Genomic DNA, 21054 nt, shown 5'->3' on the forward strand with positions numbered 1-21054 from the left:
TCCTCTTAGCCTAGACACAGCGAAGCTAAATTCATCATTTGTGTCTCGGACGCGTTAGATTTTTATTCGTCGCACGCAGACCACAAATTAATTCAGTTTTTCAAATAAAGCATAAACTACTTGTCCTGCTTTTTTGAGTTTTATTTGACGCCACTGCGTTTCATCCAAGTCAATAACCGTAGGAGATTCCAAGTAAACAAGCCCTCCACGTTTAAGAACATTACTTCGCGTTATATAGGAAATACATTGAGGTAGGAGATTGTGAGCAAAAGGAGGATCCAGAAAAATAATATCAAACTCTTCTTGATGGCCCTGAAGATATTGAAGAGCATCTGTTCTCAATGATTTAAGTTTTGGGCTGTTAAACTCAGTGATTACTTTTTGTAAATTGGTATACGCTTTGGGCGATTGCTCAAGAAAAACTACTCGGGCTGCTCCTCTAGAAAATGCCTCAAAACCTAAGGCACCACTTCCTGCAAATGGATCCAGACAGCGAGCATCTCGGATGTCATGCATGAGCCAATTAAATAAAGTCTCGCGAACACGATCTGGAGTAGGGCGGAGTCCTTCCACATCTGGAACATGTAATTTTTTTCCTCGATATAATCCGCCGATAATACGAATGATTTGTTTCACGATTTACCCACGGTAAGTAATAGTAATTTATCTGGATTAACTTGTTGTTGAAATGCCTGTTTTATTTGCTCTTTAGTCACTGCATTAATACGGGCAGTGTATGTATCGAGAAAATCTTCGGGTAAATGATAAAAATTCATCCGTAATAGAATATTTGCAATGCTGCGATTACCCGATAAGGAAAGGGGAAAACTGCCTGTGAGATATTGTTTTGCAGCATTGAGTTCTTCATCCGTGGGACCTTTATTAATATAAGTTCGCAACACGTTTTGAATGATCTCTAAGGCATTTTGAGTTTGATTATTTTTTGTCGATAAACTGATGAGGAAAAGACCTTTTCCGGACATGGGAACAAATTGACTATCAATACCGTAGGTCAGGCCTCTTTTTTCTCTAACTTCAATAGCAAGTTGAGACACTAATGCACCACCACCTAAAATATAATTTCCTACGATAAGAGGAAAGTAATTGGGTGCATGATGATCAATCCCTATCTGGCCAAGGCGGATCACAGTTTGAGTAGAAGGAAATGGAATTTTTACTGTATCGGCGTGGGTTAATTGAGTGGCTGGGGGAATAGGGGGGGCAGAATGTCCTTCAGGAAGTTCTTGAGTCAGTTGATCGGCAAGTTGATGGGCTGTTTCACTATTAATTGCGCCTACCATTACTAAAATAGCGTTTTTTGCAACATAATAACGTTTATTAAATTCAATTACTTGACTCATGTTAATGGCATTAACTGTCTCTGCAGTACCATTGACAGGATGCGCATAGGGATGTTGCTGATATAAGGTTTGGAAAAAATGAAGATTAGCTATTTCTTCAGGGGATTCTTGGCGTTGTTCAATGGTCATCAATAATTGTTTTTTTTCTCTTGCAAACGCTTCATCTGGAAAATCTGGATGGTTAATAATTTGTGCAAAAGTGGTCGCTGCTTTGGGAAACGCTTCTGGATCAACGAGTGTTCTGAGACTAAATATCACCATATCTCGGTTGATCTCTGCTTTGTATTGAGCTCCCACATCGGCCAGGGACTCAGCAATTTGGTTTGCATCTTGACCCGCATTGCCCTGGTTCATTACGCGACTGGTTAAGGCACTTAAGCCAAATTGGTTTTCATCGTATGCTGAACCTGCCGCGAAAGCGAGGCTGATATCAAGCATGGGCACTTCCATAGCAGGATAAAACACGACCTGAACGCCGTTTTTGGTAAGCCATTTTTCCGTTTTGAACGTGCTTGCTGTCGTTGTGTGTGACAGTCCGATCATCAATGCCATAATACATGCGCTAAAAATTCTCATGATGCTGCCCTTTGTGGTTGAGGTTCTAATATTGCTGTCGTCATGTTTTTTTCTTGAAAGTAATGCTGGGCGGTTTCCTGGACTTGTTGTGGGGTAATTGCATTGATCGCTTTAGTATAATCGTTTGCCTTTTGCCACCCGATCCCAATGGTTTCTAAGAGACCCAATTCGGAGGCCTGGCCAAAAATCGAATCCTTTTCAAAAGTTTTCTGTGCAATGATTTGATGTTTGATGCGTTGCAATTCTACCTCGTTCACCGGATTTTTTTTCAAATCATCCAATTCCTTAAGAAGCCCATTTTGCAAATCCGTTAAAGTATGATTTTGACTGGGAGAACCATATACAATAAATTGGGTTTGATATCTCGTGTATGGGTTATAATAGGTATCCGCACCTGTGGCGATATGCGTTCCACGAATCAAATTTTTGGAAAAACGAGCGCTTTCACCGGCATCTAAAATTCCAGCAATGACTTCCAAAGCATAGGGCTCGTATTCTTTTTTAGCAGTTTTTACACTTGGAACAGAGTAACCCATCATGAGCAACGGTAATTTGGCTGCGCCTTGAATATGAACAATCTTTTGACCTAAGGCGGGTGGTTCATTTTGCAATTTTCGCTCAGGAATGGGATGTTTGGGTATAGCACCAAAATAATGTTCTGCCAAAGTCCGAACTTGCTCTGGGTTAACATCTCCTGCAACCACTAAGGTTGCATTATTAGGCGCATAATATTTTTTATACCATTCTCGCAAATCTTCAACGGACATATGCCGAAGATCACTCATCCAGCCAATAACCGGATGGTGGTAGGGAGCACTAAGATGCGCCGTTGCCAGAAAGCGCTCAAAAGCCAGTGCTTGTGGATTATCATCTGTTCGAAGACGTCGCTCTTCCTGGATTACTTTAATTTCTTTGCCGAATTCATTGGTATCTAGAAGCAAATGATTCATGCGATCGGCTTCCAGCTCAAAACTGGTAGCAAGTTTTGAAGCATCTATTTTTTCGAAAAAAGCTGTGTAGTCATTATTGGTAAAAGCATTTGCTTGGCCACCAATTGCCGCTATAATTTTGGAAAATACCCCTAAAGGAAATTTTGGGGTTCCTTTAAACATCATGTGTTCCATCGCATGCGAGACCCCTGTAATACCACCGGGTTCATCCGCCGATCCTACGTTATACCAAATCATGGAAACAGCGATCGGCGCTCGATGATCTTCTTTTACCAATATTTTTAATCCATTATTCAATGTAAACTCTTGAACTTGGCTAAAGGTCTGGCAAGATAGTACCATGAGTAAAGTAAATAGTATTTTGCGCACAACTTAACCTCAAAGTAAAAAAGATGATAGAATTTCATATTTTTCAGGATTTGTACACTATATGATTAAATGGTTCAAACGCAGTCATGATTCTACCTCCGCGGAGGCCGATCCACAAAAGCCTGCTGACTCGTTGTCTCCAGCTCCTGTAGAAGTAACAGAACAGGAACAAGAGCCTATAAAGGAAGGTATTTTTGCACGTTTCAGAAAAGGATTAAGTAAAACTCGTCACCAGCTTGGTGACGGGATTGGCCGCTTGTTGTTAGGTAAAAAGGAAATTAGCCAAGACTTATTAGATGAGCTAGAGACTCTTTTAGTTAGTGCTGATCTGGGAGTAGAGACAACTCAAACTGTATTAAAACAGTTGACCGATAGTTTAGCTCGTAAACAGTTATCTGATGGTAATGCTGTTTATGAAGCCCTTAAATCTCATTTGCAAGCGATATTAACCCAAAATAATCAGCCCTTAACTGTAGAAACTGCCGATCATTCTCCTTTTGTTCTCTTAATGGTAGGGGTAAACGGTGCAGGTAAAACCACTACCATAGGAAAACTGGCTAAGCAATTCCAGCAGCAAGGTAAAAAAGTTATGTTGGCAGCCGGTGATACTTTTAGAGCGGCTGCAGTGGAGCAATTGCATGTTTGGGGAGAGCGAAATGATATCCCGGTAATTGCTCAACATACTGGAGCGGATAGTGCTTCGGTAATTTTTGATGCTCTGCAAGCCGCAAAAGCACGTAAGATAGATGTCTTAATCGCCGATACTGCAGGCCGGTTGCACACTCAAAGTAATCTGATGGAGGAATTAAAAAAAGTAAAACGTGTATTGCAGAAATTATGTCCTGAGGCTCCTCATGAAACAATGTTGATATTGGATGCAAGTATAGGACAGAATGCTTTAGTGCAAGCACGACAATTTCATGAAGCAATTGGATTGAGCGGAATTACCATGACTAAATTAGATGGTACAGCTAAAGGCGGTATTTTGTTTGCTATTGCTAATGAACTTAGATTACCCTTTCGTTACATAGGGATTGGTGAAGGGATAGAGGATTTACGCCCCTTTGATGCAGAGCAATTTGTTGGTGCACTATTTAATGATCACATTTGACCAAGTGACTAAACGCTATCCTGGTGGTTTCGAAGCGTTAAGCCAGGTGAATTTTTCCTTGCAGAAAGGAGAGATGGCTTTCCTTACTGGGCATTCAGGGGCGGGGAAAAGTACCCTGCTTAAATTGATTGCTCTTTTGGAATGGCCCACTTCCGGTCAATTAACAGTAAATGGTTTGCGTTTGAACCAATTAAAAAAACGTGACGTTGCAGCACATCGCAGTCAATTGGGCATCACTTTTCAATCACCCTATTTACTAAATGATCGCACTGTATTTGATAATGTAGCTTTACCTTTACAAATTCAAGGCATGGCTTATCCCATGATTGCCAAAAGAGTCCATGCAGCTCTGGATATGGTTGGTCTATTAAGCAAGGAAAAAATGCTTCCTATCCATTTATCAGGTGGTGAACAGCAACGCGTAGGAATTGCACGCGCCGTGGTACATAAACCTGCCTTATTATTGGCTGATGAACCTACCGGAAATCTTGACCCCAAACTTTCAACCGAGATCATGGCTATTTTTGAGCAATTTAATCAAGTGGGTGTCAGCATCCTTATTGCCACCCATGATTTGCCATTAATTGCAGGAATGAAACACCGTATTGTTATGCTTAAAGGGGGACGAATGTGTTAGGACGAGCACAATCAATCCTGGCCTACCATCTGCAGGCAGCGATACAGAGTTTAAATTCATTATGTCGTAAACCCTTGGCCACCATGATGACCTCCATCGTGATTGCCATTGCCTTGGCCTTACCCGCTCTTTTTTGGGTGTTTTCGGATAACGTGTCTCAACTAACCGCAAGTTGGCAGCGTGGCGGGCACATCTCTCTTTATTTAAAGCCAGGATTATCCGATTCAGAACAACAAGTGGTCTTGGAAAAAGTACGTAAAACTGATGGTGTAGCTCAAGTTTCCTTAAAAACCTCCTCTGAGGGTTTGTCTGAATTAATTCAGCAAGAAGGGATGCAGGATATTATGCGTTATCTTCCGGAAAATCCTCTACCCGCAGTAGTGGATGTGGTTCCGGCTTTAATCATTGATTCACCAGCAAAATTAGATTTACTGGCACGTCAATTACAGACCATAACTCAAGTAGACAATGCCAAAGTGGATATGGAGTGGATAAGTCGCTTGCATGCTCTTTTAGGTTTTGCGGCCAAGTTTGCCAATGCATTATTGGCTTTATTGGCAATGGCAGTTATTATGATTGTAGGCACTACACTGCGCTTGGCCCTTCATAGTCGACAAGAAGAAATTCAGGTTTTGAAGTTAATTGGAGCAAAAGATCCTTTTATTCTCAGGCCCTTTTTATATTCAGGGATTTGGTACGGTGCTTTAGGTGCTATTTTTGCGGTCTTTATGGTTAATATTTTTATTTTCAGCTTGGGAGCTGCGGTGAACCAGTTGGCCGTTGCTTATCAAATGCACTATCCATTAACAGGGCTGTCAATTCGCCAGATCTTGCTACTTGTTTTATTTGCAATTATACTAGGATGGATGGGGGCACGTTTATCGGTAAAACGACAATTGGCTTCCATTGAACCACAATTATGAGTTGTTCTTTTATCGTGTTTTTACAGAGAAATTTTTAAAGGAAGAAGCATGAGTCAGTATTTGCAACTTGCCGAAATGAATTTACCTGTGGGCAGTCTTGATTCGTACATTCACAGGGTCAATCAAATTCCTATGTTATCCTTAGAGGAAGAAATCGCTTACGCTGAGCGTTTTCATACTGAAGGAGATCTTGAGGCTGCACGCCAATTGGTTCTTGCGCATTTACGTTATGTGGTCCGAGTTGCCCGTGGTTATTTAGGATATGGATTACCTCTAAACGATTTAATTCAGGAAGGTAATATTGGTTTGATGAAGGCGGTAAAACGCTTCGATCCAAAGATGGGCGTACGGCTTGTTTCTTTTGCAGTGCATTGGATAAAAGCAGAAATCCATGAGTTTGTTTTACGCAACTGGCGTATTGTTAAAATTGCAACAACCAAAGCGCAGCGTAAATTATTTTTTAATCTTCGCCAAATGAAAAATCGTTTAGGCTGGATGAGCAATGAAGAGGTGAATGCTGTCGCAAATGATCTGGGTGTAAGCCGCGAAGACGTGTTAGTTATGGAACAACGCCTGAACGCGATGGATACACCTTATGATGCTCCTGACGCCGATGAGCAGGATGAGTTTTATACAGCTCCAGAGCGTTACTTATTTAATGCGAATGACGACCCCTCTGTGTTATTGGAAAAGGAAAATGCTGGGGATCACGGGCGTGAACAACTCATGTTTGCCCTGGATCAGTTAGATGAGCGTAGCCAGGATATTTTACAGCAACGTTGGTTAGCTGAAGAAAAGCTAACATTACACGACTTAGCTAAGAAATACGGCGTATCCGCTGAGCGGGTCCGACAGCTTGAAAAAAATGCCATGAAAAAGCTGCGACAATATATAGAAAGCGCATAACTTCTCAATTCTTAGAGCACCCTCATTGCATGCAGAATCGTCCTATATATCCTGAATACATACCATATTTGTAGCCTGAGTTAAGCTCAGGTTTTATCATAGATTTCTTGATTTTCGCTACGATTTACCACATCTACGTTATCCAAAAAATCACACACCAATGGCCCCACTCGTTCATCCAATAAAACACTTACATGGTTCGCGTCAGGAAGTAAGCAAAGCCTAGAATTTGGATATTTTTTACAAAACTCGATAGATTCTTTTGTGCTAATTGTATTATCTAACTCTCCATGAATGCATAGGAATGAGATATCAGGAGATTGAGCTATGAAATGATGTAAACGTATTAATTTAATATCAAATTGGGCTTGTTGTTTCATAACCTGACGTAACTGTAGATAACCATGACCGCTTAGTTTAAATTTTTTTGCCATCCGGTTAACAGGGCTGCGCATCTGCGTGGGTGATGCAATTAAAATTGCGCGTTCTGGTTTATGCTTTAATTGCCATTCAGGAAGTTGACCTGCTACATTGAGCGTGTTGAGTAGCATTGAGCCACCAAAAGAATGTCCAATAACGGCATAAAAAGGCCCATGTTGATTAATGGTGTCTTTCAGAATAGCAACCGCATCTGTCCACGGTAGTTGTAACCCCTTTGCCTCTCCATGTGCGGGAAAATCAAGTGCATATACTTCATAACCTTGCTGATGGAGCGCCTGGATTATGCGTGCCATATAGGCGGCACGGGATATCCATCCGTGAGTAATCAGTATTTTTTTCCCTTTTGAGTTCTTTTGGGGTACAAAACGATGCAACACATGGTGCCGAGGAAACTCCTGGTGAATTACTTCAGTACGTCTTCCCTCGATAAACTCACAAGCCAGTTTGGCAAAATCTCGGTACTCCTTTTCCAAAGGAAAAAAAATAGGAGTAATAAAGGCTTGGTAACACAATTGGGCATGTAAAATATCTCGTACACGGATTAATGATGAAGTGATCATAATTATATCCCCTTAAGAGTTTACTTTAATTGTAGCACCAAAAATAAAACATTTTGTCAACAGAATAGTTTAGTTTTTTGCTTTTGGCGGGCTGCTGGCTGTGAACTTTTACATTAAGAAAGAAAGGAGGGAAAATGGTAAATGCTGTTATGGAGACGCAATAGAACTTAATGTATTTCATCACTTTATCTCTTTAGCTCAATTTTATAAACTAGAGCTTTTAAACGTTAATTCGGGTTTATTTCGGGAGCTTGAGATGCATACTTCAAATTATATTTATCATGATGATGGACAGGAGCTCCATGGATTTGTTGCTTATGACAATTCTTCGGAAGGCCCACGTCCTGCTGTGCTGGTTGTCCATGATTGGTCTGGTCGCAATGAATTTGCGTGCGACAAGGCAAAATTATTAGCCAAGATGGGTTATGTGGGTTTCGCTGTAGATATGTATGGGAAGGGAAAACTGGGTTCCACTACAGAAGAGAAACAGGCGTTAATGACCCCTTTAGTTTCTGATCAGGCTCTATTACGACGTCGTGTTCAAGCTGGATTGACTGCTGTTTGCTCTATGTCTGAGGTTGATAGTAAGAAAGTTGCAATTATTGGTTTTTGTTTTGGAGGAATGTGTGCTCTTGAGTTGGCTAGATCGGGAGCAGCTGTCAAAGGTGTAGTTAGTTTTCATGGTTTGCTGCACAAACCTGGAACTATAAAATCTGAACCGATCAAAGCTAAAATTCTAGCGTTGCATGGTTATGATGATCCTATGGTTAAACCCGATACAGTTCATGTATTTTGCAAAGAAATGACAGATGCGCATGTAGATTGGCAAATGCATATGTATGGACATGTGCAACATGCGTTTACTAACCCCTTGGCACATGATACCCAATTAGGAACGATTTACAACTCAGTTGCTGCGCAACGTTCATGGCAAGCAATGAGCAATTTCTTGCAAGAGGTTTTGGGAAAATAATTTACTCTAAACGAAATAGAGGAGCCGGGGAAGCAATATAAACCCCGGAGTGCCACTTAAATTATTTTGCTTCACTTATTTCGAATGTTTTAGAGAGTTATGGAATAAATCATTAAAACTCGTAGCGAGGGGCTCGATTATTGAACAATAAAGAATTATAATGCCAAAAAAATAATCTTGCTTCTGTTTTCTGTGTTTTTTCCATAAGTCTTTTACTCTAGAGTTAAATATAATATATTGAGTGATGTAAGTTCTTACTCGCTTTTTTATTAAAAGTAGACGACAAAACAAATCAAGTTGTGGAAAATTTACCAATTATTAGGAGCCTATCCCAATTTGAGTTTCTCATCCGGTCATAACACTATGAAATTGCATCACTTCTTTGAGCAATCTGTTGATAATTGTTCAGACAATATTGCTTTGATTTGCGATAATTCATTTATTTCCTATCAGGAGTTAGAACATCGCGCTAATCAATTGGCCCATTATCTCCACGAAAATACAATCTCCAAGGGTAGCATTGTAGGCATTCTATTCGAGCGATCGATAGAATGCTATATTGCTATATTGGCGACATTAAAAACGGGTGCAGCTTATGTACCTATTGAAGTAGATTATCCCAACGAACGAATTAACTATATTTTTTCCGATCTACCCTTTGATGCAGTTTTAACTTCCTCGTTACAATTAGCCCAGAAAAATTTGGAATGGCCAACTTATTATGCAATAGATCAATTGGCCGAAGAAATTTCTCGATACCCAACAAAGCGATTAATTCTTCAAGAAGATTTAACGGCTAATGACTTGTGTTACATCATTTATACTTCAGGTTCAACTGGAAAACCTAAAGGAGTTGAAATTACTCAGCGTAGTATTTGTCACTATGTTGAAGTTGCGAGCAAACTATATGATATAAAGAGTAATGATAAGGTATATCAAGGTTTTTCTTTGGCATTTGATGCTTCTTTGGAAGAATTTTGGATGGCTTTTGCCAATGGTGCCACCCTGGTTGCTTGTACTGCTAAAGAAGTTCGCTCAGGCTTAGGTCTCGTTTCCTTCTTACAACAACATCGAGTTAGTGTTTTTTCAACCGTCCCTACGTTATTGTCTACTCTAGAAGGACAATTACCTGATCTCCGCATACTTATTTTAGGCGGAGAGTCTTGCCCCTCCAGTTTGGTGAAGCGTTGGAGTAGAGAAGGGCTACGGATAATTAATACTTACGGTCCCACGGAAGCAACCATTATTGCTACTTATGCAGAATGTAACCCTAAGGAAGAGGTTACCATTGGTAAACCCTTGCCCGGTTATGAAGTTCTCATTGTTGATGAACAATTACGAGAAGTAGCTGAAGGAGAAGAAGGCGAGTTGTGTATTGCTGGAGTTGCTTTGGCTCGTGGTTATGTCAATCGCCCCGAAGATACTGCAAAGAAATTTGTTTTTAATCCGTTAAATCACAAACAGCGCTTATATCGAACAGGGGATTTAGTTTCAAGAGCTCCTAATGGTGATCTTCTCTTCGCTGGACGAATAGACGATCAAATCAAGTTGCGTGGATTTCGTATTGAATTAAACGAAATTGAAACAGTAATCATGCAATATACTGGCATAAAACAAGCCGTGGTTTCTTTGCAAACCCTTGAGCAACCGACACTTGTAGCTTATTTAATCCTTGATATTAAAAATGCCTTTGATGTAAATGAATTTAAATCATTTTTGAGGTCGCGCTTACCTGATTATATGCTTCCATCGCTAATTGAAATTTTGGAAACGTTTCCAGTTTTAGCCAGCGGTAAAGTGAATCGCAAAGAGCTTCCTAAACCCGTGCAAAAATCAGAGAGAGTTTATATAGCACCTGAGTCTGAGCTTGCAAAAGAAATCGCTCGCGCCTGGGAAAAGGTATTTGATTGTAAAAATATTTCAATAAGTGCAGACTTTTTCTATGATTTGGGTGGACATTCCTTACATGCAGCAAAGGTCATATCTAATTTACGCAAAATACCGGTGTTAAAAAATATTTCCATTCTGGATTTATATAAAAATCCAACAATTCAACTATTAGAACAGAAGTTTAATGATCCTTGCCTTAATCCACAAACCGATGAGCAACAAGCACCCAAGAAAAAATACAAAGTGCCACAATGGAAATATTATTTATGCGGTGTAGGTCAATTTTTTGGGTGTTTATTGCAATATGCAGTGGGAACCTTACAACTATTGGCTGTTATTTTATGTTACAGCTGGGTTAGCTCTGAATATTCAATTATATCTAGAGAATTACAGCTTGCTTTCCTAGGCTTGTTTTTGTCCATGCCAATCATTTCGTTATTTATTACGATTGGTTTGAAGTGGATTTTACTGGGACGCATTAAACCTGGCGAATATCCACTTTGGGGATGGTTCTATTATCGTTGGTGGTTAGTGCAAAGGCTGCAAAAGAATTTATTTTTAGCTAAGTTTTTAGTGGGTTCGCCCTTAGCTGGTATTTATTATCGCTTACTAGGAGCTAAAATAGGTAAAAACTGTTATCTAGGGTCGATGCAGATCTCTGCTCATGATTTGTTAACCATAGGGGATAACACTTCGATTGGTGCGGACAGTAGACTTAATGGATATATCATTGAGGATGGTTGGTTAAAAATAGGTTCCATCAGTATAGGCAATAATTGTTATATTGGTTCACGTGCAGTAGTAGGGTTAAATGCACAAATTGAAGATTATGCTGTTTTGGATGAAATGTCCATGCTGCCTGATCAAGGCTTAATTCCGCAAGGATCTTATTTTGCAGGCTCCCCAGCAGTGCCAGGTACTATTCCCGCAGATCACATTACTCGGAAGAAAGTTGCGATTGAAGAATCTACCCTGTTGGAAAATACTCTTTTTGGTATTTTGCATTACTTAGGCGTTGTTTTTGTCATGGGGGTTTATTATTTATGCTTAATTCCCTCAATCTCATTGATTAGCTATTACTACGATCAGAGTCATTATTTCACCACAATGTTTTTTGCCATACCTTTAGGGGCAATCTTATTTTTAGGGCTATATTATTTATGCATTGTACTCAGTAAAAAAATTATTTTGGATAAGATAAAACCCGGCAATTATCCTTTAAAGAGCTTTTATTACTTCCGTCATTGGTTGATAGTGAAATTATTGGATGGGGATGAAATCTCGATTATGGCAGATACCTTGTTTATGCCTGCTTTTTTAAGATTACTCGGAGCAAAATTAGGTAAGGGCGTAGAAATGGGGGAAACCCCTCATATTATTCCTGATCTAGTCACTATAGATGAAGGTGGTTTTACAGCCAGTTCTGTCGCTCTAGCTTGGCCAGGTGTTTATAATGGTTTTATTTCTTTTGCCCCGGTTTCTATTGGACGTAGAGGCTTTGTAGGAAATGTTAGTTTATTATCTGCGGGCAAATCCATTGGCGAGGGTGCTCTTATAGGATGTTTGTCGGTGACCCCCTCTGACGGCAGGGCATCAGAACCTCATTCTGCTTGGCTTGGTTCACCTGCTGTGTTTTTACCGAAGCGCGAGCTCTTTGTGGGCTTTTCTGATAAAGAGACCTTTTATCCCTCCAAAAAACTCTATTTCATGCGCCTATTTATTGAGTTGATACGTGTTATTTTACCCTCGACATTTTCATTAATAGCATTATTTAATATGTTGTATGTCTTGGATTACATGTTAAGTGAATACTCCTGGCTTGTGACCGCATTGGTTCTCCCACCCGTAGAAATGTTTATTACGGTTTGTCTTGTTGGAGTATTGGTTGGCTTAAAATGGATAATGTTAGGTAAATTAAAACCTTTAACCAAGCCTATATGGGATCCTTTTATTTGGAAGAATGATGTGATCGAATATTCGTACAACTATTATACGAATCCGCATTGGACCAATAAAGTTTTAGGCACTCCTTTTGCACTTTGGGTGCATCGTTGTTTAGGAACTAAAGCGGGGAAGAGGGTTTTCACAGACAGTGCTGAATTTTCTGAATTTGATCTGATTACTATTGGTGATGATGTATGTATTAATGCAGAGACAATAATTCAAACTCATCTCTACGAGGATAGAATATTTAAAGTTTCAAATGTTACTATTGGCTCTGGGTGTAATGTGGGTGTTGGTTCAATTGTTCTCTATAACACCTTGATGGAAAATAATTCTTCTTTGGGTAGTCTCTCTTTATTAATGAAGGGTGAACGTTTACCTGAAAATACCCATTGGGCTGGTATTCCTGCCCAATCCACTGCACTTGGTAGGTCATACCCACAAGTGGCTCAGCAGCGTGCTCCTGAAGAAAGCCCAGAAGTGCTTCCGGAATTATTATAATAATTAGCCTGGGTTTCGCTTCGCTTTACCCAGGCGTTTATGATAGGGCTTACCTTAATAAATAATTATCAATCAAGCGTATGTTGTCGATTCGTACGGCAGCAAAACGTCGATCGTGATGTTCTTCCACATACTCTACCATAATCCCTTTTTGAGTTAGCTTTTCGATGATTTGCTCACATGTGAGCTCTTTGTACTGAAATATTTTGGCAAACTCTTCAGCTAGAGCTTTTTGATCTTGATTGAGACGGTTATTTCGTGAACTGTAAGCCAATCCACTCGGTTCACGGATCGTCGGACATGCTTTAATTTCAATATCCATAAAAAAAGCATGAACCATACCTTGAATCAATAAGTATTGTTGGTAATCTTTTTCACCGAAATAGGCCCGATGAGGTTTAGTCAAGTTCAAAAGTTTCATAACTACCGTTAATACCCCATTAAAATGTCCCGGTCTATGGGTCCCTTCCATGAGTTGACAAAGTTGGTGTTCACTCACTTGATAGTTGTATTCATCCGCATACACTGAATGTTCATCGGGAAGAATGCAAAAATCGACACCCGTATCTTCCATAATTTTAAGATCCGCTTCTAATGTTCGAGGGTAATTTTTAAAGTCGTCGGTTTGATTAAATTGGGTAGGATTTACAAATAAACTGGAAACAGTGTAGTGATTCTCTCTTTGACTGGCTAAAAACAAAGATGCATGACCTGCATGCAAATTACCCATTGTTGGGGCAAAGCCTAAAGTGGATTGAGTGGATAAAGTCCTACGAAAACTTATCCATTCTTTTAGATCGTGAAAAATTTTCATGAGTTACTCCTGAATAGGGTTACCATCTAAATAGGACCTGAATGAAGTGACGAATAAGGGTTTGCCATAGCTTTATCCAGATCCTATTCCTACAGTTTCATAGATGAGTCAGAACAATTCTTATTGATAAAAATTTTTAGGAAGAATTATTCTGCTCAATTTCAAATTAAAATGAATGTTCCGCTGTTGGAAAACTAACTTGTTGAACCTGTTGGGCGTAATCATTTAATGCAGTCAATAGAATTTCTTTACCCTGAAGGTATCGTTTGACAAACTTAGGGTTGAATTCTGTTTGTAAACCAAGCATATCATGCCAGACAAGCACTTGGCCGTCAGTATGAGAACCTGCTCCAATTCCAATAGTAGGTATAGTTATTGAATTAGTTATTGTCAGCGCGAGTTGTTGGGGAACACATTCGATGACTAGGGCAAAGCATCCAGCCGTCTCTAACTGACGAGCTTGCTCAATAAGTTGTTCTGCTTGCTCTTTATTTTTTCCCTGCACTTTATAACCCCCTAATTGATGGATGGATTGAGGGGTTAAACCGATATGTCCTATAACGGGCACACCCGCCTTCACAAGATAAGAAATCGTTTGACAGGTATCTGCATCCGCTCCTTCAATTTTCACGGCCTGCGCACCTGCCTGTAACAAGCTTCTTACATTGTTTACAGTGTGACTCAGAGAACCTTTATGGCATAAAAAGGGCAAATCACTAATCAAAAATTGTTGTTTCAGCCCCCGTGCTACAGCTTGGGTATGAAGTATCATCATCTCCATGGTCGCAGTAACGGTTGTTTCATGGCCATGAACTGCCATAGCTACAGAATCTCCGACGAGTACACAATCGATATTTGATTCAGCTACAATGCAGGCAGAAGGATAATCATAACAAGTGATCACTGAAATTTTTTGGTGTTCTTCTTTTTTACGTTTGAAATCATGAATTTTCATGCTTTTCTCCTCAATAAAAAAGAGTAAGCATTATAGTGGAACGCGAAACACATTATAGGTACCTGTCGCATGGATCAAGTCCTCCAAAAAAATTGAATAGGAAGTCGCTGCCAAGAGGTCAGCGCATTATGAGTCTGTAGATCTGCTCATAAGGTTATCATATTTGAAATTCGGATAGTTGAGAAGTGGGGATAGGCACATTATCATTTGGGTGTATCAAGTGGACTTCATCTTGAATTTTGTTACGCTGCATTCAAACTTACAATGGTTATTTTTATACGGGTAGTACTTCATTTTGTATTTGATGCATTTTATTCATCTATAATTCTGGGTTATCATTGATGTTTCGCGCCACGGACTAGTTTCATTGGAGATATTTAATACGTGGTGTGAAAAAGAGGTTTTTTATAATACGAGTTTTTTATGCAAATCACTGAAAAATTATCCCTCCCAGGCGAGCATCCTTTATTTTTGCAAGGAGCGATTGGGAAACTGGAGGCAGTTATAACTGTCCCAGAGCAGAACCATACCGACTATATTGCTTTTTTAGGCCATCCTCACTCCCTTCAGGGTGGCACTATGAATAATAAAGTAGTGACCACTTTAGCACGTGTCTTTAGAGAATTAGACATCCCTTCTGTACGTTTTAATTTTCGTGGAGTGGGTCAATCTGAAGGGTCTTATGATGCGGGAGTAGGTGAAAGCGAGGATATCCTGGTGTGGGTTCGTGAGTTGCAAGAAGAGCACCCCGAGAAGAAACTAATTTTTGCGGGCTTTTCTTTTGGTTCTTATGTGACTTATCGTGCTGCGGCCCAATCTGATTCCAAATTATTAATTTCCGTAGCTCCGGCAGTTAATCATTATAATTACCATGAATTTAATCCTATGCCATCTCCTTGGCTTATTGTTCAGGGCGATGAAGATGAAGTTGTTCCACCCGCTTTAGTTTTTGATTTTGCTGCCAAAGCCGCAATCCCGTTGATTCAGTTTGCAAACACCGGACATTTTTTTCATGGTAAATTAATTGAACTCAAAGCAAAGCTCCTGGAATATATTCGCTCTCAGGTTGTTTTATAATGAATTTGATTACTCAATATGAAGCCGCAATTCAGTGCGGTGACATTGATGATGACCCTCTGCAACGCGACATCTTGACGCATTTGGAGAGTCTTGCCTATCAGGTGAAAAAATCAAATTCGTCCTGGCTTTATCCCTTAATTAAACCTCGAATTAAAGGGGTATATCTTTATGGGCCTGTTGGTGTAGGAAAAACGTATTTAATTGATTTATTTTATGATTGCCTCGAAGAGAAAAAGAAGGCTCGCTTTCATTTCCATCATTTCATGCAACAGGTGGATGCTCAGTTAAGACGCTTACAAGGACAAAAAAATCCTCTTCGCCAAATTGCTAAGGAGTTGGCCAAAACGACTCGGGTACTGTGTTTTGATGAGTTTATGGTCCATGATGTCGCCTATGCCATGATTTTAGCGGAGTTATTGCAATCTTTAATTGCTTATGGGGTGATTTTGGTTATTTCTTCGAATATACCCCCCGATGAATTATATCGCAATGGAGTTCATCGGAAACGTTTTTTACCCGCGATTACCGCAATTAAAGAACATTGTGAGGTGCTCCATTTAAATGAGCAAAGAGATTATCGAGTGGGGAGAGCTCCACTGCTAGATGCTTATTTATTTCCTTTAAATGAGCATACAACCCAAGTGATGGAGCAACAATTCAAGCTTTTGGTGAGTGAATTTAAAGAAAATGGCACCATTACGATACAGAATCGCGAGATTCCTTATCTCAAACTTGCAGAACAATCGATTTGGTTTGACTTTGATATTCTTTGTAATTTGCCGCGTAGTCAATTGGATTATCTAGAGATTGCAGATAAATTTGATACCATTTTCTTAAGTGAAGTTCCTGCATTAACCGTCAATCATACCTTACAAACGATTATGTTCATTCATTTTATCGATGTGATGTATGATCGCGGGATTAATATTATCATTTCTGCAGAGGTAGCAGTTGAGGAGTTATATGTCGAAGGAGAAATGCAGGAGACTTTCAAGCGGACATTAAGCCGTTTGCTGGAAATGCAGTCGGTAGATTATCTGGCACGCCATCCCAAAAGAGAGCTTAAGGAGTTGATTTCAAAATAGTTCGGCGGGAATGGTTGTAAAAGTGAGCCTACCGGTTCTGTTTGCTTCCCTACATTTAAGAAATAATTAAGGATCTTCTCTTCTGCGGATTGGACTCCCGATCTAGTAATCAAACACATTACTCCATCTCGCGGACAAACCGAAGGACGTAGGATAAGCTAAGGGCTATTATTTAATAACTGTAATGCTGCCGTACTTAGGCAAAGGGTTTATCTGGAATTAGAATAATGTATAATTTTTCCCTAAATTGAGAATGATTCTCGATTTCATTTATGTTAATATGATTAAGTTATTTGACGAGTTGCTGTTAGGACATGATAAATATTACAGAATTAATACAAGGTGATAGAGTACGGTTAACCAGTTTTGGTGCTACTGGGGTGCAATACAGACGCAGACTTTTATCTTTGGGAGTTACTTGCGGCACTGAATTTTTAGTTGTGCGAATGGCCCCTTTAGGATGTCCTATCCAAATTGAAGTCAGAGGAACTTCCTTAACATTGCGCAAGGAAGAAGCGAGCCAACTGATTTTGGAGCGTATATGACTCATGTGTTATTGGTCGGCAATCCTAATTGTGGCAAGACCACTTTGTTTAATGCATTAACGGGTGATAATCAGCGCATAGGAAACTGGCCTGGCGTAACCGTCGAAAAGAAAACAGGGTCGTTTTTGGTCGCGCAACAACGGATTGAAGTAACTGATTTGCCAGGAATTTATTCTCTTATAGCTCATGCAGATGGCATCAGTCAGGATGAAGAAATTGCGGCTCAATCTGTTGTTACTATCGAAGCGGATTGCATCATTAATGTGATCGATGCGTGTCATCTTGAGCGGCATTTATATTTGACCACCCAGATTTTGGAATTAGGAAAACCCGTGCTGCTTGCGTTAAATATGATGGATATTGCTCAGCAAAGAGGAATCTCCATCGATCCAAAGGCTTTGTCACAACAATTAGGTTGTCCTGTTATTCCAATCCAAGCACATAAAAAAATAGGCATTGCACAATTGATGCAGGAAGTGACACGATTGCCTCAAGCAGCGACTCCCCTGCTATTTCCCCTAGCCACACCCATACAACAGACATTAATGACCTTGGAAAATACCTTAATTCATCAAGGTTATAGTAAATCGCGTGCTTATTATTATGCCCGTAGACTCGCAGAGGGAGATAAACTCTTATCTGATAAGACAATTGCTCAAGATTTAACTTTATTGAATGAAGTGGATCCTAATCTGGATGTATTATTGGCTGATGCGCGATATCAAAAAATACATGAAATAGTTACAGTCGTGCAAAAAAAGGGTAGTGATGCCAGCGAACATTTCACTGCAAAACTCGATAAGATAATGTTGCATCGTTTTTTTGCTCTCCCTATATTTTTTGCCATGATGTACTTAATGTTTTTATTTGCAATTAATGTAGGTGGTGCTTTTCAGGATTTTTTTGATATCAGTACCGATACAATATTTGTTCAAGGAACCTCCTGGTTATTGCATCAAATCGATGCACCGAATTGGGTCATCGCTTTATTGGCAAATGGTGTGGGCAAAGGAATTAATACCACATTAACGTTCATCCCCGTTATTGCAGCCATGTTTTTCTTCTTATCCTTGTTAGAAACATCAGGTTATATGGCAAGAGCTGCTTTTGTAGTGGATAAGGCGATGCGAAAGATGGGTTTACCAGGTAAGTCATTTGTACCGATGATTGTTGGTTTTGGATGCAACGTTCCTGCAATTATGGCCGCGCGTACTTTAGATTCAGAACGCGATCGCTTATTAACAGTAATGATGAGTCCTTTTATGTCGTGTAGTGCTCGTTTGGCTATTTATGCGGTATTTGTTGCTGCATTTTTTCCATCGGGTGGACAGAATATAGTATTTTCTTTGTACCTTATAGGAATCTTGATGGCAGTATTAACGGGATTCCTCTTGCGTAAAACTACTTTAAAGGGGCATGCATCCCCGTTAATTTTGGAATTACCGGCATATCATAAGCCCGCACTCAAACGTTTACTTAAAGAAACGCTTCTGCGTTTACGTTTTTTTGTAGTGCGTGCAGGGAAATTAATTGTACCAATCTGTGTTATTTTAGGTGGCTTAAATGCCATTACTATAGATGGTGGAATTAACTCTGGTGAAGCCAGTACTCAATCATTGCTCTCTTTAATGGGGCAATCAATAACTCCTTTATTTGCCCCCATGGGAATTCATCAAGATAATTGGCCTGCAACAGTAGGGTTACTGACGGGTATGTTGGCCAAAGAAGTGGTCGTGGGTACATTAAATTCACTTTACGCGCAAATGGGTCATGTGACTGAAATTGCTGCGGCACACTTTGATTTTTGGGATGGAATTAAAACAGCTTTTTGGACAATCCCACAAAATTTAGCACAATTGGGTTCTGCCTTGGTAAATCCTATATTGGCTAGTGCTGCAGATAATCCGGTATCACAGTCAGTATATGGAATAATGGCAGAGCGGTTTGATGGTAAAATAGGGGCTTATGCATATCTGCTGTTTGTCCTTCTTTATATCCCTTGTGTCTCTACGATGGCAGTAATACGTCAAGAAGCAAATAAGAAATATATGTGGATCTCTGTGATTTGGTCTTTTGTTGTTGCGTATGGTACAGCGGTTTCATTTTATCAAATTGCTAAATGGATGCAAAATTCAGAACAAAAGACGTTCGTAATTCTTGCATTAATTCTCATTTTTTTTATAGGAATGCGTCAATACACTAAACGCAGCACTAGGAGGCATAATGCTGTTGCAAATACGTGAGTACATTTGCCGTGAAGGTATCGTGAGCACCCAACAATTGACTCGAGAGTTTCGTTTGGATCTTCCAGCATTACAACCTATGCTTGATTTATGGATTGGGAAGGGCGTCATCCGTAAATGCCAGGAAAAGGCAAATTGTCAAAGTACATGCTTTAAATGTCGTTCGAGTGCCCCTGAATACTATCAATATCTTTTATAGTTTATCGTTTGCCTAGATTGCTATTTTTACAGGTATTTTACTTAAGCTGTTTTAACTTTCGTGCTCATTCATTAAATTTGGGCTAATATACTCATATAGGTTTGATTTACATGTGGTAAGCAAATGGCTGATGAACCAGATATTCCAACTGCTGACGAAAACTCAGAATTTATTGATAACATCGATAACAGCATGGACTTGCGCAAGTTGCAAATGGAAGAGGATTTAAATGATCCTGTGACTTTGGTAGAGCGGGTTTATCAAATCTGGTGGCATTGGGCTGATTTCCAATTGTATATTGTATCTCCCTCTATCGATCTTCTTGTACCTCCAGTACTGATCAAGGCGGAACTAATTCCCGGTACAAATGAGCTTGAATTTGTCTATCCTATTCTTGATTCGGGATCCAAATTATCTACTTCTAAAAGCGAAGAGCTAGTTTCTGCTGGAATGTCAATGTATAAGCTTTATATGACCATAGAAAAAATGATTTATATTTTGGTCGAGCGATTAAAAGAAGGCGGCATTGATAAGGAGACAGAGGTTCAGGTAGCTTTCGGTGGGCATTTGCTTCCTCAAAGAAAAGCGTTTGAGTCGATTATTAACTTACCCTATAACGTTGTAGTTACTAACTTCGATCCAGGCGCATGGGGTGAACGATACTTACAAATTGTGAAACAAAATGCAGAAAAGTTCGGATACCCTTCAGAATCGCCCAGAGAAACATTTAGACAACCACATAAAGCCTCTGGCTCTGGTCCAAAAAGATAAGAATATTCAGGCTACTCATCGTTAATGCTTTTACTGCCTATTTAATTATTTTTAGTTGAATTTTATTACTTCACTTTATATTCTTATTATTTTTTACATCTTTACAAAAGTTTCCTTAGCAATACAATAACTTGATCTTTTATTTTGCACATCGGATATAAGCACAACAAAAGATCGAAATGCACCAAAATCTAATTATTTGCATCAGAGAATGACAATT

Annotated in this window: 18 protein-coding genes; 12 read left to right on the forward strand and 6 right to left on the reverse strand. The window is 39.6% G+C overall.

The genetic code is table 11. The features are described 5' to 3' along the window. Positions 1-87: 87 nt before the first annotated feature. Genes rsmD through HBNCFIEN_RS01640 form a run of 3 tightly spaced genes read right to left on the reverse strand, consistent with a single transcriptional unit; the run spans position 88 to position 3229 of the window. Positions 88-636, reverse strand: coding sequence for a 16S rRNA (guanine(966)-N(2))-methyltransferase RsmD (gene rsmD, locus HBNCFIEN_RS01630; RefSeq protein ID WP_182392413.1), 549 nt, complete (start codon positions 634-636; stop codon positions 88-90). Beyond that, positions 633-1937, reverse strand: coding sequence for a pitrilysin family protein (locus HBNCFIEN_RS01635; RefSeq protein WP_182392414.1), 1305 nt, complete (start codon positions 1935-1937; stop codon positions 633-635). Before HBNCFIEN_RS01635 ends, rsmD begins: the two co-directional genes overlap by 4 nt. Then, a complete protein-coding gene (locus tag HBNCFIEN_RS01640) occupies positions 1934-3229 on the reverse strand; it encodes a M16 family metallopeptidase (protein WP_370530116.1) in 1296 nt (431 codons plus the stop codon). The genes HBNCFIEN_RS01635 and HBNCFIEN_RS01640 overlap by 4 nt, the downstream gene beginning before the upstream one ends. Before the next feature lie 88 nt (positions 3230-3317). On the opposite strand from HBNCFIEN_RS01640, the gene ftsY reads away from it, so the two are divergent. Genes ftsY through rpoH form a run of 4 tightly spaced genes read left to right on the forward strand, consistent with a single transcriptional unit; the run spans position 3318 to position 6833 of the window. Then, complete coding sequence (gene ftsY / locus HBNCFIEN_RS01645; protein WP_182392416.1) at positions 3318-4367, forward strand: signal recognition particle-docking protein FtsY; 1050 nt, start codon at positions 3318-3320, stop codon at positions 4365-4367. Next, positions 4354-5004 carry a cell division ATP-binding protein FtsE gene (gene ftsE, locus HBNCFIEN_RS01650; RefSeq protein WP_182392417.1) on the forward strand — a complete coding sequence of 217 codons (651 nt, stop codon included), beginning with the start codon at positions 4354-4356 and terminating at the stop codon, positions 5002-5004. The genes ftsY and ftsE overlap by 14 nt, the downstream gene beginning before the upstream one ends. Then, positions 4998-5927, forward strand: a complete 930-nt coding sequence (gene ftsX / locus HBNCFIEN_RS01655) for a permease-like cell division protein FtsX (RefSeq protein ID WP_182392418.1) — start codon at positions 4998-5000, stop codon at positions 5925-5927. The genes ftsE and ftsX overlap by 7 nt, the downstream gene beginning before the upstream one ends. A 48-nt stretch (positions 5928-5975) precedes the next feature. Next, positions 5976-6833 carry an RNA polymerase sigma factor RpoH gene (gene rpoH, locus HBNCFIEN_RS01660; protein WP_182392419.1) on the forward strand — a complete coding sequence of 286 codons (858 nt, stop codon included), beginning with the start codon at positions 5976-5978 and terminating at the stop codon, positions 6831-6833. A gap of 86 nt (positions 6834-6919) precedes the next feature. Here the strand turns inward: rpoH and HBNCFIEN_RS01665 are convergent, their stop codons facing one another. Beyond that, positions 6920-7834, reverse strand: a complete 915-nt coding sequence (locus HBNCFIEN_RS01665) for an alpha/beta hydrolase (protein ID WP_182392420.1) — start codon at positions 7832-7834, stop codon at positions 6920-6922. 256 nt (positions 7835-8090) lie between these two features. Here HBNCFIEN_RS01665 and HBNCFIEN_RS01670 point away from each other — a divergent pair, with 256 nt between their 5' ends. Further along, a complete protein-coding gene (locus HBNCFIEN_RS01670) occupies positions 8091-8807 on the forward strand; it encodes a dienelactone hydrolase family protein (RefSeq protein WP_182392421.1) in 717 nt (238 codons plus the stop codon). A gap of 363 nt (positions 8808-9170) precedes the next feature. Continuing rightward, a complete protein-coding gene (locus HBNCFIEN_RS01675) occupies positions 9171-13142 on the forward strand; it encodes a Pls/PosA family non-ribosomal peptide synthetase (RefSeq protein WP_182392422.1) in 3972 nt (1323 codons plus the stop codon). A gap of 49 nt (positions 13143-13191) precedes the next feature. Here the strand turns inward: HBNCFIEN_RS01675 and panC are convergent, their stop codons facing one another. Beyond that, entirely contained in the window at positions 13192-13956 is a 765-nt protein-coding gene (panC, locus tag HBNCFIEN_RS01680; protein WP_182392423.1) for a pantoate--beta-alanine ligase, read from the reverse strand. A 166-nt stretch (positions 13957-14122) separates the two neighbouring features. Then, entirely contained in the window at positions 14123-14911 is a 789-nt protein-coding gene (gene panB / locus HBNCFIEN_RS01685; protein ID WP_182392424.1) for a 3-methyl-2-oxobutanoate hydroxymethyltransferase, read from the reverse strand. 423 nt (positions 14912-15334) lie between these two features. On the opposite strand from panB, the gene HBNCFIEN_RS01690 reads away from it, so the two are divergent. The 6 genes from HBNCFIEN_RS01690 to HBNCFIEN_RS01715 all read left to right on the forward strand — a co-directional run bounded on the left by HBNCFIEN_RS01690 (position 15335) and on the right by HBNCFIEN_RS01715 (position 20834). After that, a complete protein-coding gene (locus HBNCFIEN_RS01690) occupies positions 15335-15988 on the forward strand; it encodes an alpha/beta hydrolase (protein ID WP_182392425.1) in 654 nt (217 codons plus the stop codon). Then, a complete protein-coding gene (gene zapE, locus HBNCFIEN_RS01695; RefSeq protein ID WP_182392426.1) occupies positions 15988-17076 on the forward strand; it encodes a cell division protein ZapE in 1089 nt (362 codons plus the stop codon). The genes HBNCFIEN_RS01690 and zapE overlap by 1 nt, the downstream gene beginning before the upstream one ends. A gap of 314 nt (positions 17077-17390) precedes the next feature. Further along, entirely contained in the window at positions 17391-17621 is a 231-nt protein-coding gene (locus tag HBNCFIEN_RS01700) for a FeoA family protein (RefSeq protein ID WP_182392427.1), read from the forward strand. Beyond that, positions 17618-19864, forward strand: coding sequence for a Fe(2+) transporter permease subunit FeoB (gene feoB, locus HBNCFIEN_RS01705; protein WP_182392428.1), 2247 nt, complete (start codon positions 17618-17620; stop codon positions 19862-19864). The genes HBNCFIEN_RS01700 and feoB overlap by 4 nt, the downstream gene beginning before the upstream one ends. Next, entirely contained in the window at positions 19845-20063 is a 219-nt protein-coding gene (locus HBNCFIEN_RS01710; protein WP_182392429.1) for a FeoC-like transcriptional regulator, read from the forward strand. The genes feoB and HBNCFIEN_RS01710 overlap by 20 nt, the downstream gene beginning before the upstream one ends. A 123-nt stretch (positions 20064-20186) precedes the next feature. Beyond that, the gene (locus tag HBNCFIEN_RS01715) at positions 20187-20834 is read left to right on the forward strand and encodes a virulence factor (protein ID WP_182392430.1); all 648 of its coding nucleotides are present in this window, start codon (positions 20187-20189) and stop codon (positions 20832-20834) included. Positions 20835-21054 lie beyond the last annotated feature (220 nt).

Source organism: Legionella sp. PC997 (assembly GCF_014109825.1).
In the GTDB taxonomy this organism is placed as follows: Bacteria; Pseudomonadota; Gammaproteobacteria; order Legionellales; family Legionellaceae; genus Legionella.

Bases quoted from the DNA above. Each gene is read 5' to 3' on its own strand.
- HBNCFIEN_RS01635 (WP_182392414.1), bottom strand. From the start codon at position 1,937: ATGAGAATTTTTAGCGCATGTATTATGGCATTGATGATCGGACTGTCA.
- HBNCFIEN_RS01640 (WP_370530116.1), bottom strand. From the start codon at position 3,229: ATGGTACTATCTTGCCAGACCTTTAGCCAAGTTCAAGAGTTTACATTG.
- ftsY (WP_182392416.1), top strand. From the start codon at position 3,318: ATGATTAAATGGTTCAAACGCAGTCATGATTCTACCTCCGCGGAGGCC.
- ftsE (WP_182392417.1), top strand. From the start codon at position 4,354: ATGATCACATTTGACCAAGTGACTAAACGCTATCCTGGTGGTTTCGAA.
- rpoH (WP_182392419.1), top strand. From the start codon at position 5,976: ATGAGTCAGTATTTGCAACTTGCCGAAATGAATTTACCTGTGGGCAGT.
- HBNCFIEN_RS01665 (WP_182392420.1), bottom strand. From the start codon at position 7,834: ATGATCACTTCATCATTAATCCGTGTACGAGATATTTTACATGCCCAA.
- HBNCFIEN_RS01670 (WP_182392421.1), top strand. From the start codon at position 8,091: ATGCATACTTCAAATTATATTTATCATGATGATGGACAGGAGCTCCAT.
- HBNCFIEN_RS01675 (WP_182392422.1), top strand. From the start codon at position 9,171: ATGAAATTGCATCACTTCTTTGAGCAATCTGTTGATAATTGTTCAGAC.
- panC (WP_182392423.1), bottom strand. From the start codon at position 13,956: ATGAAAATTTTTCACGATCTAAAAGAATGGATAAGTTTTCGTAGGACT.
- panB (WP_182392424.1), bottom strand. From the start codon at position 14,911: ATGAAAATTCATGATTTCAAACGTAAAAAAGAAGAACACCAAAAAATT.
- HBNCFIEN_RS01690 (WP_182392425.1), top strand. From the start codon at position 15,335: ATGCAAATCACTGAAAAATTATCCCTCCCAGGCGAGCATCCTTTATTT.
- zapE (WP_182392426.1), top strand. From the start codon at position 15,988: ATGAATTTGATTACTCAATATGAAGCCGCAATTCAGTGCGGTGACATT.
- HBNCFIEN_RS01700 (WP_182392427.1), top strand. From the start codon at position 17,391: ATGATAAATATTACAGAATTAATACAAGGTGATAGAGTACGGTTAACC.
- feoB (WP_182392428.1), top strand. From the start codon at position 17,618: ATGACTCATGTGTTATTGGTCGGCAATCCTAATTGTGGCAAGACCACT.
- HBNCFIEN_RS01710 (WP_182392429.1), top strand. From the start codon at position 19,845: ATGCTGTTGCAAATACGTGAGTACATTTGCCGTGAAGGTATCGTGAGC.
- HBNCFIEN_RS01715 (WP_182392430.1), top strand. From the start codon at position 20,187: ATGGCTGATGAACCAGATATTCCAACTGCTGACGAAAACTCAGAATTT.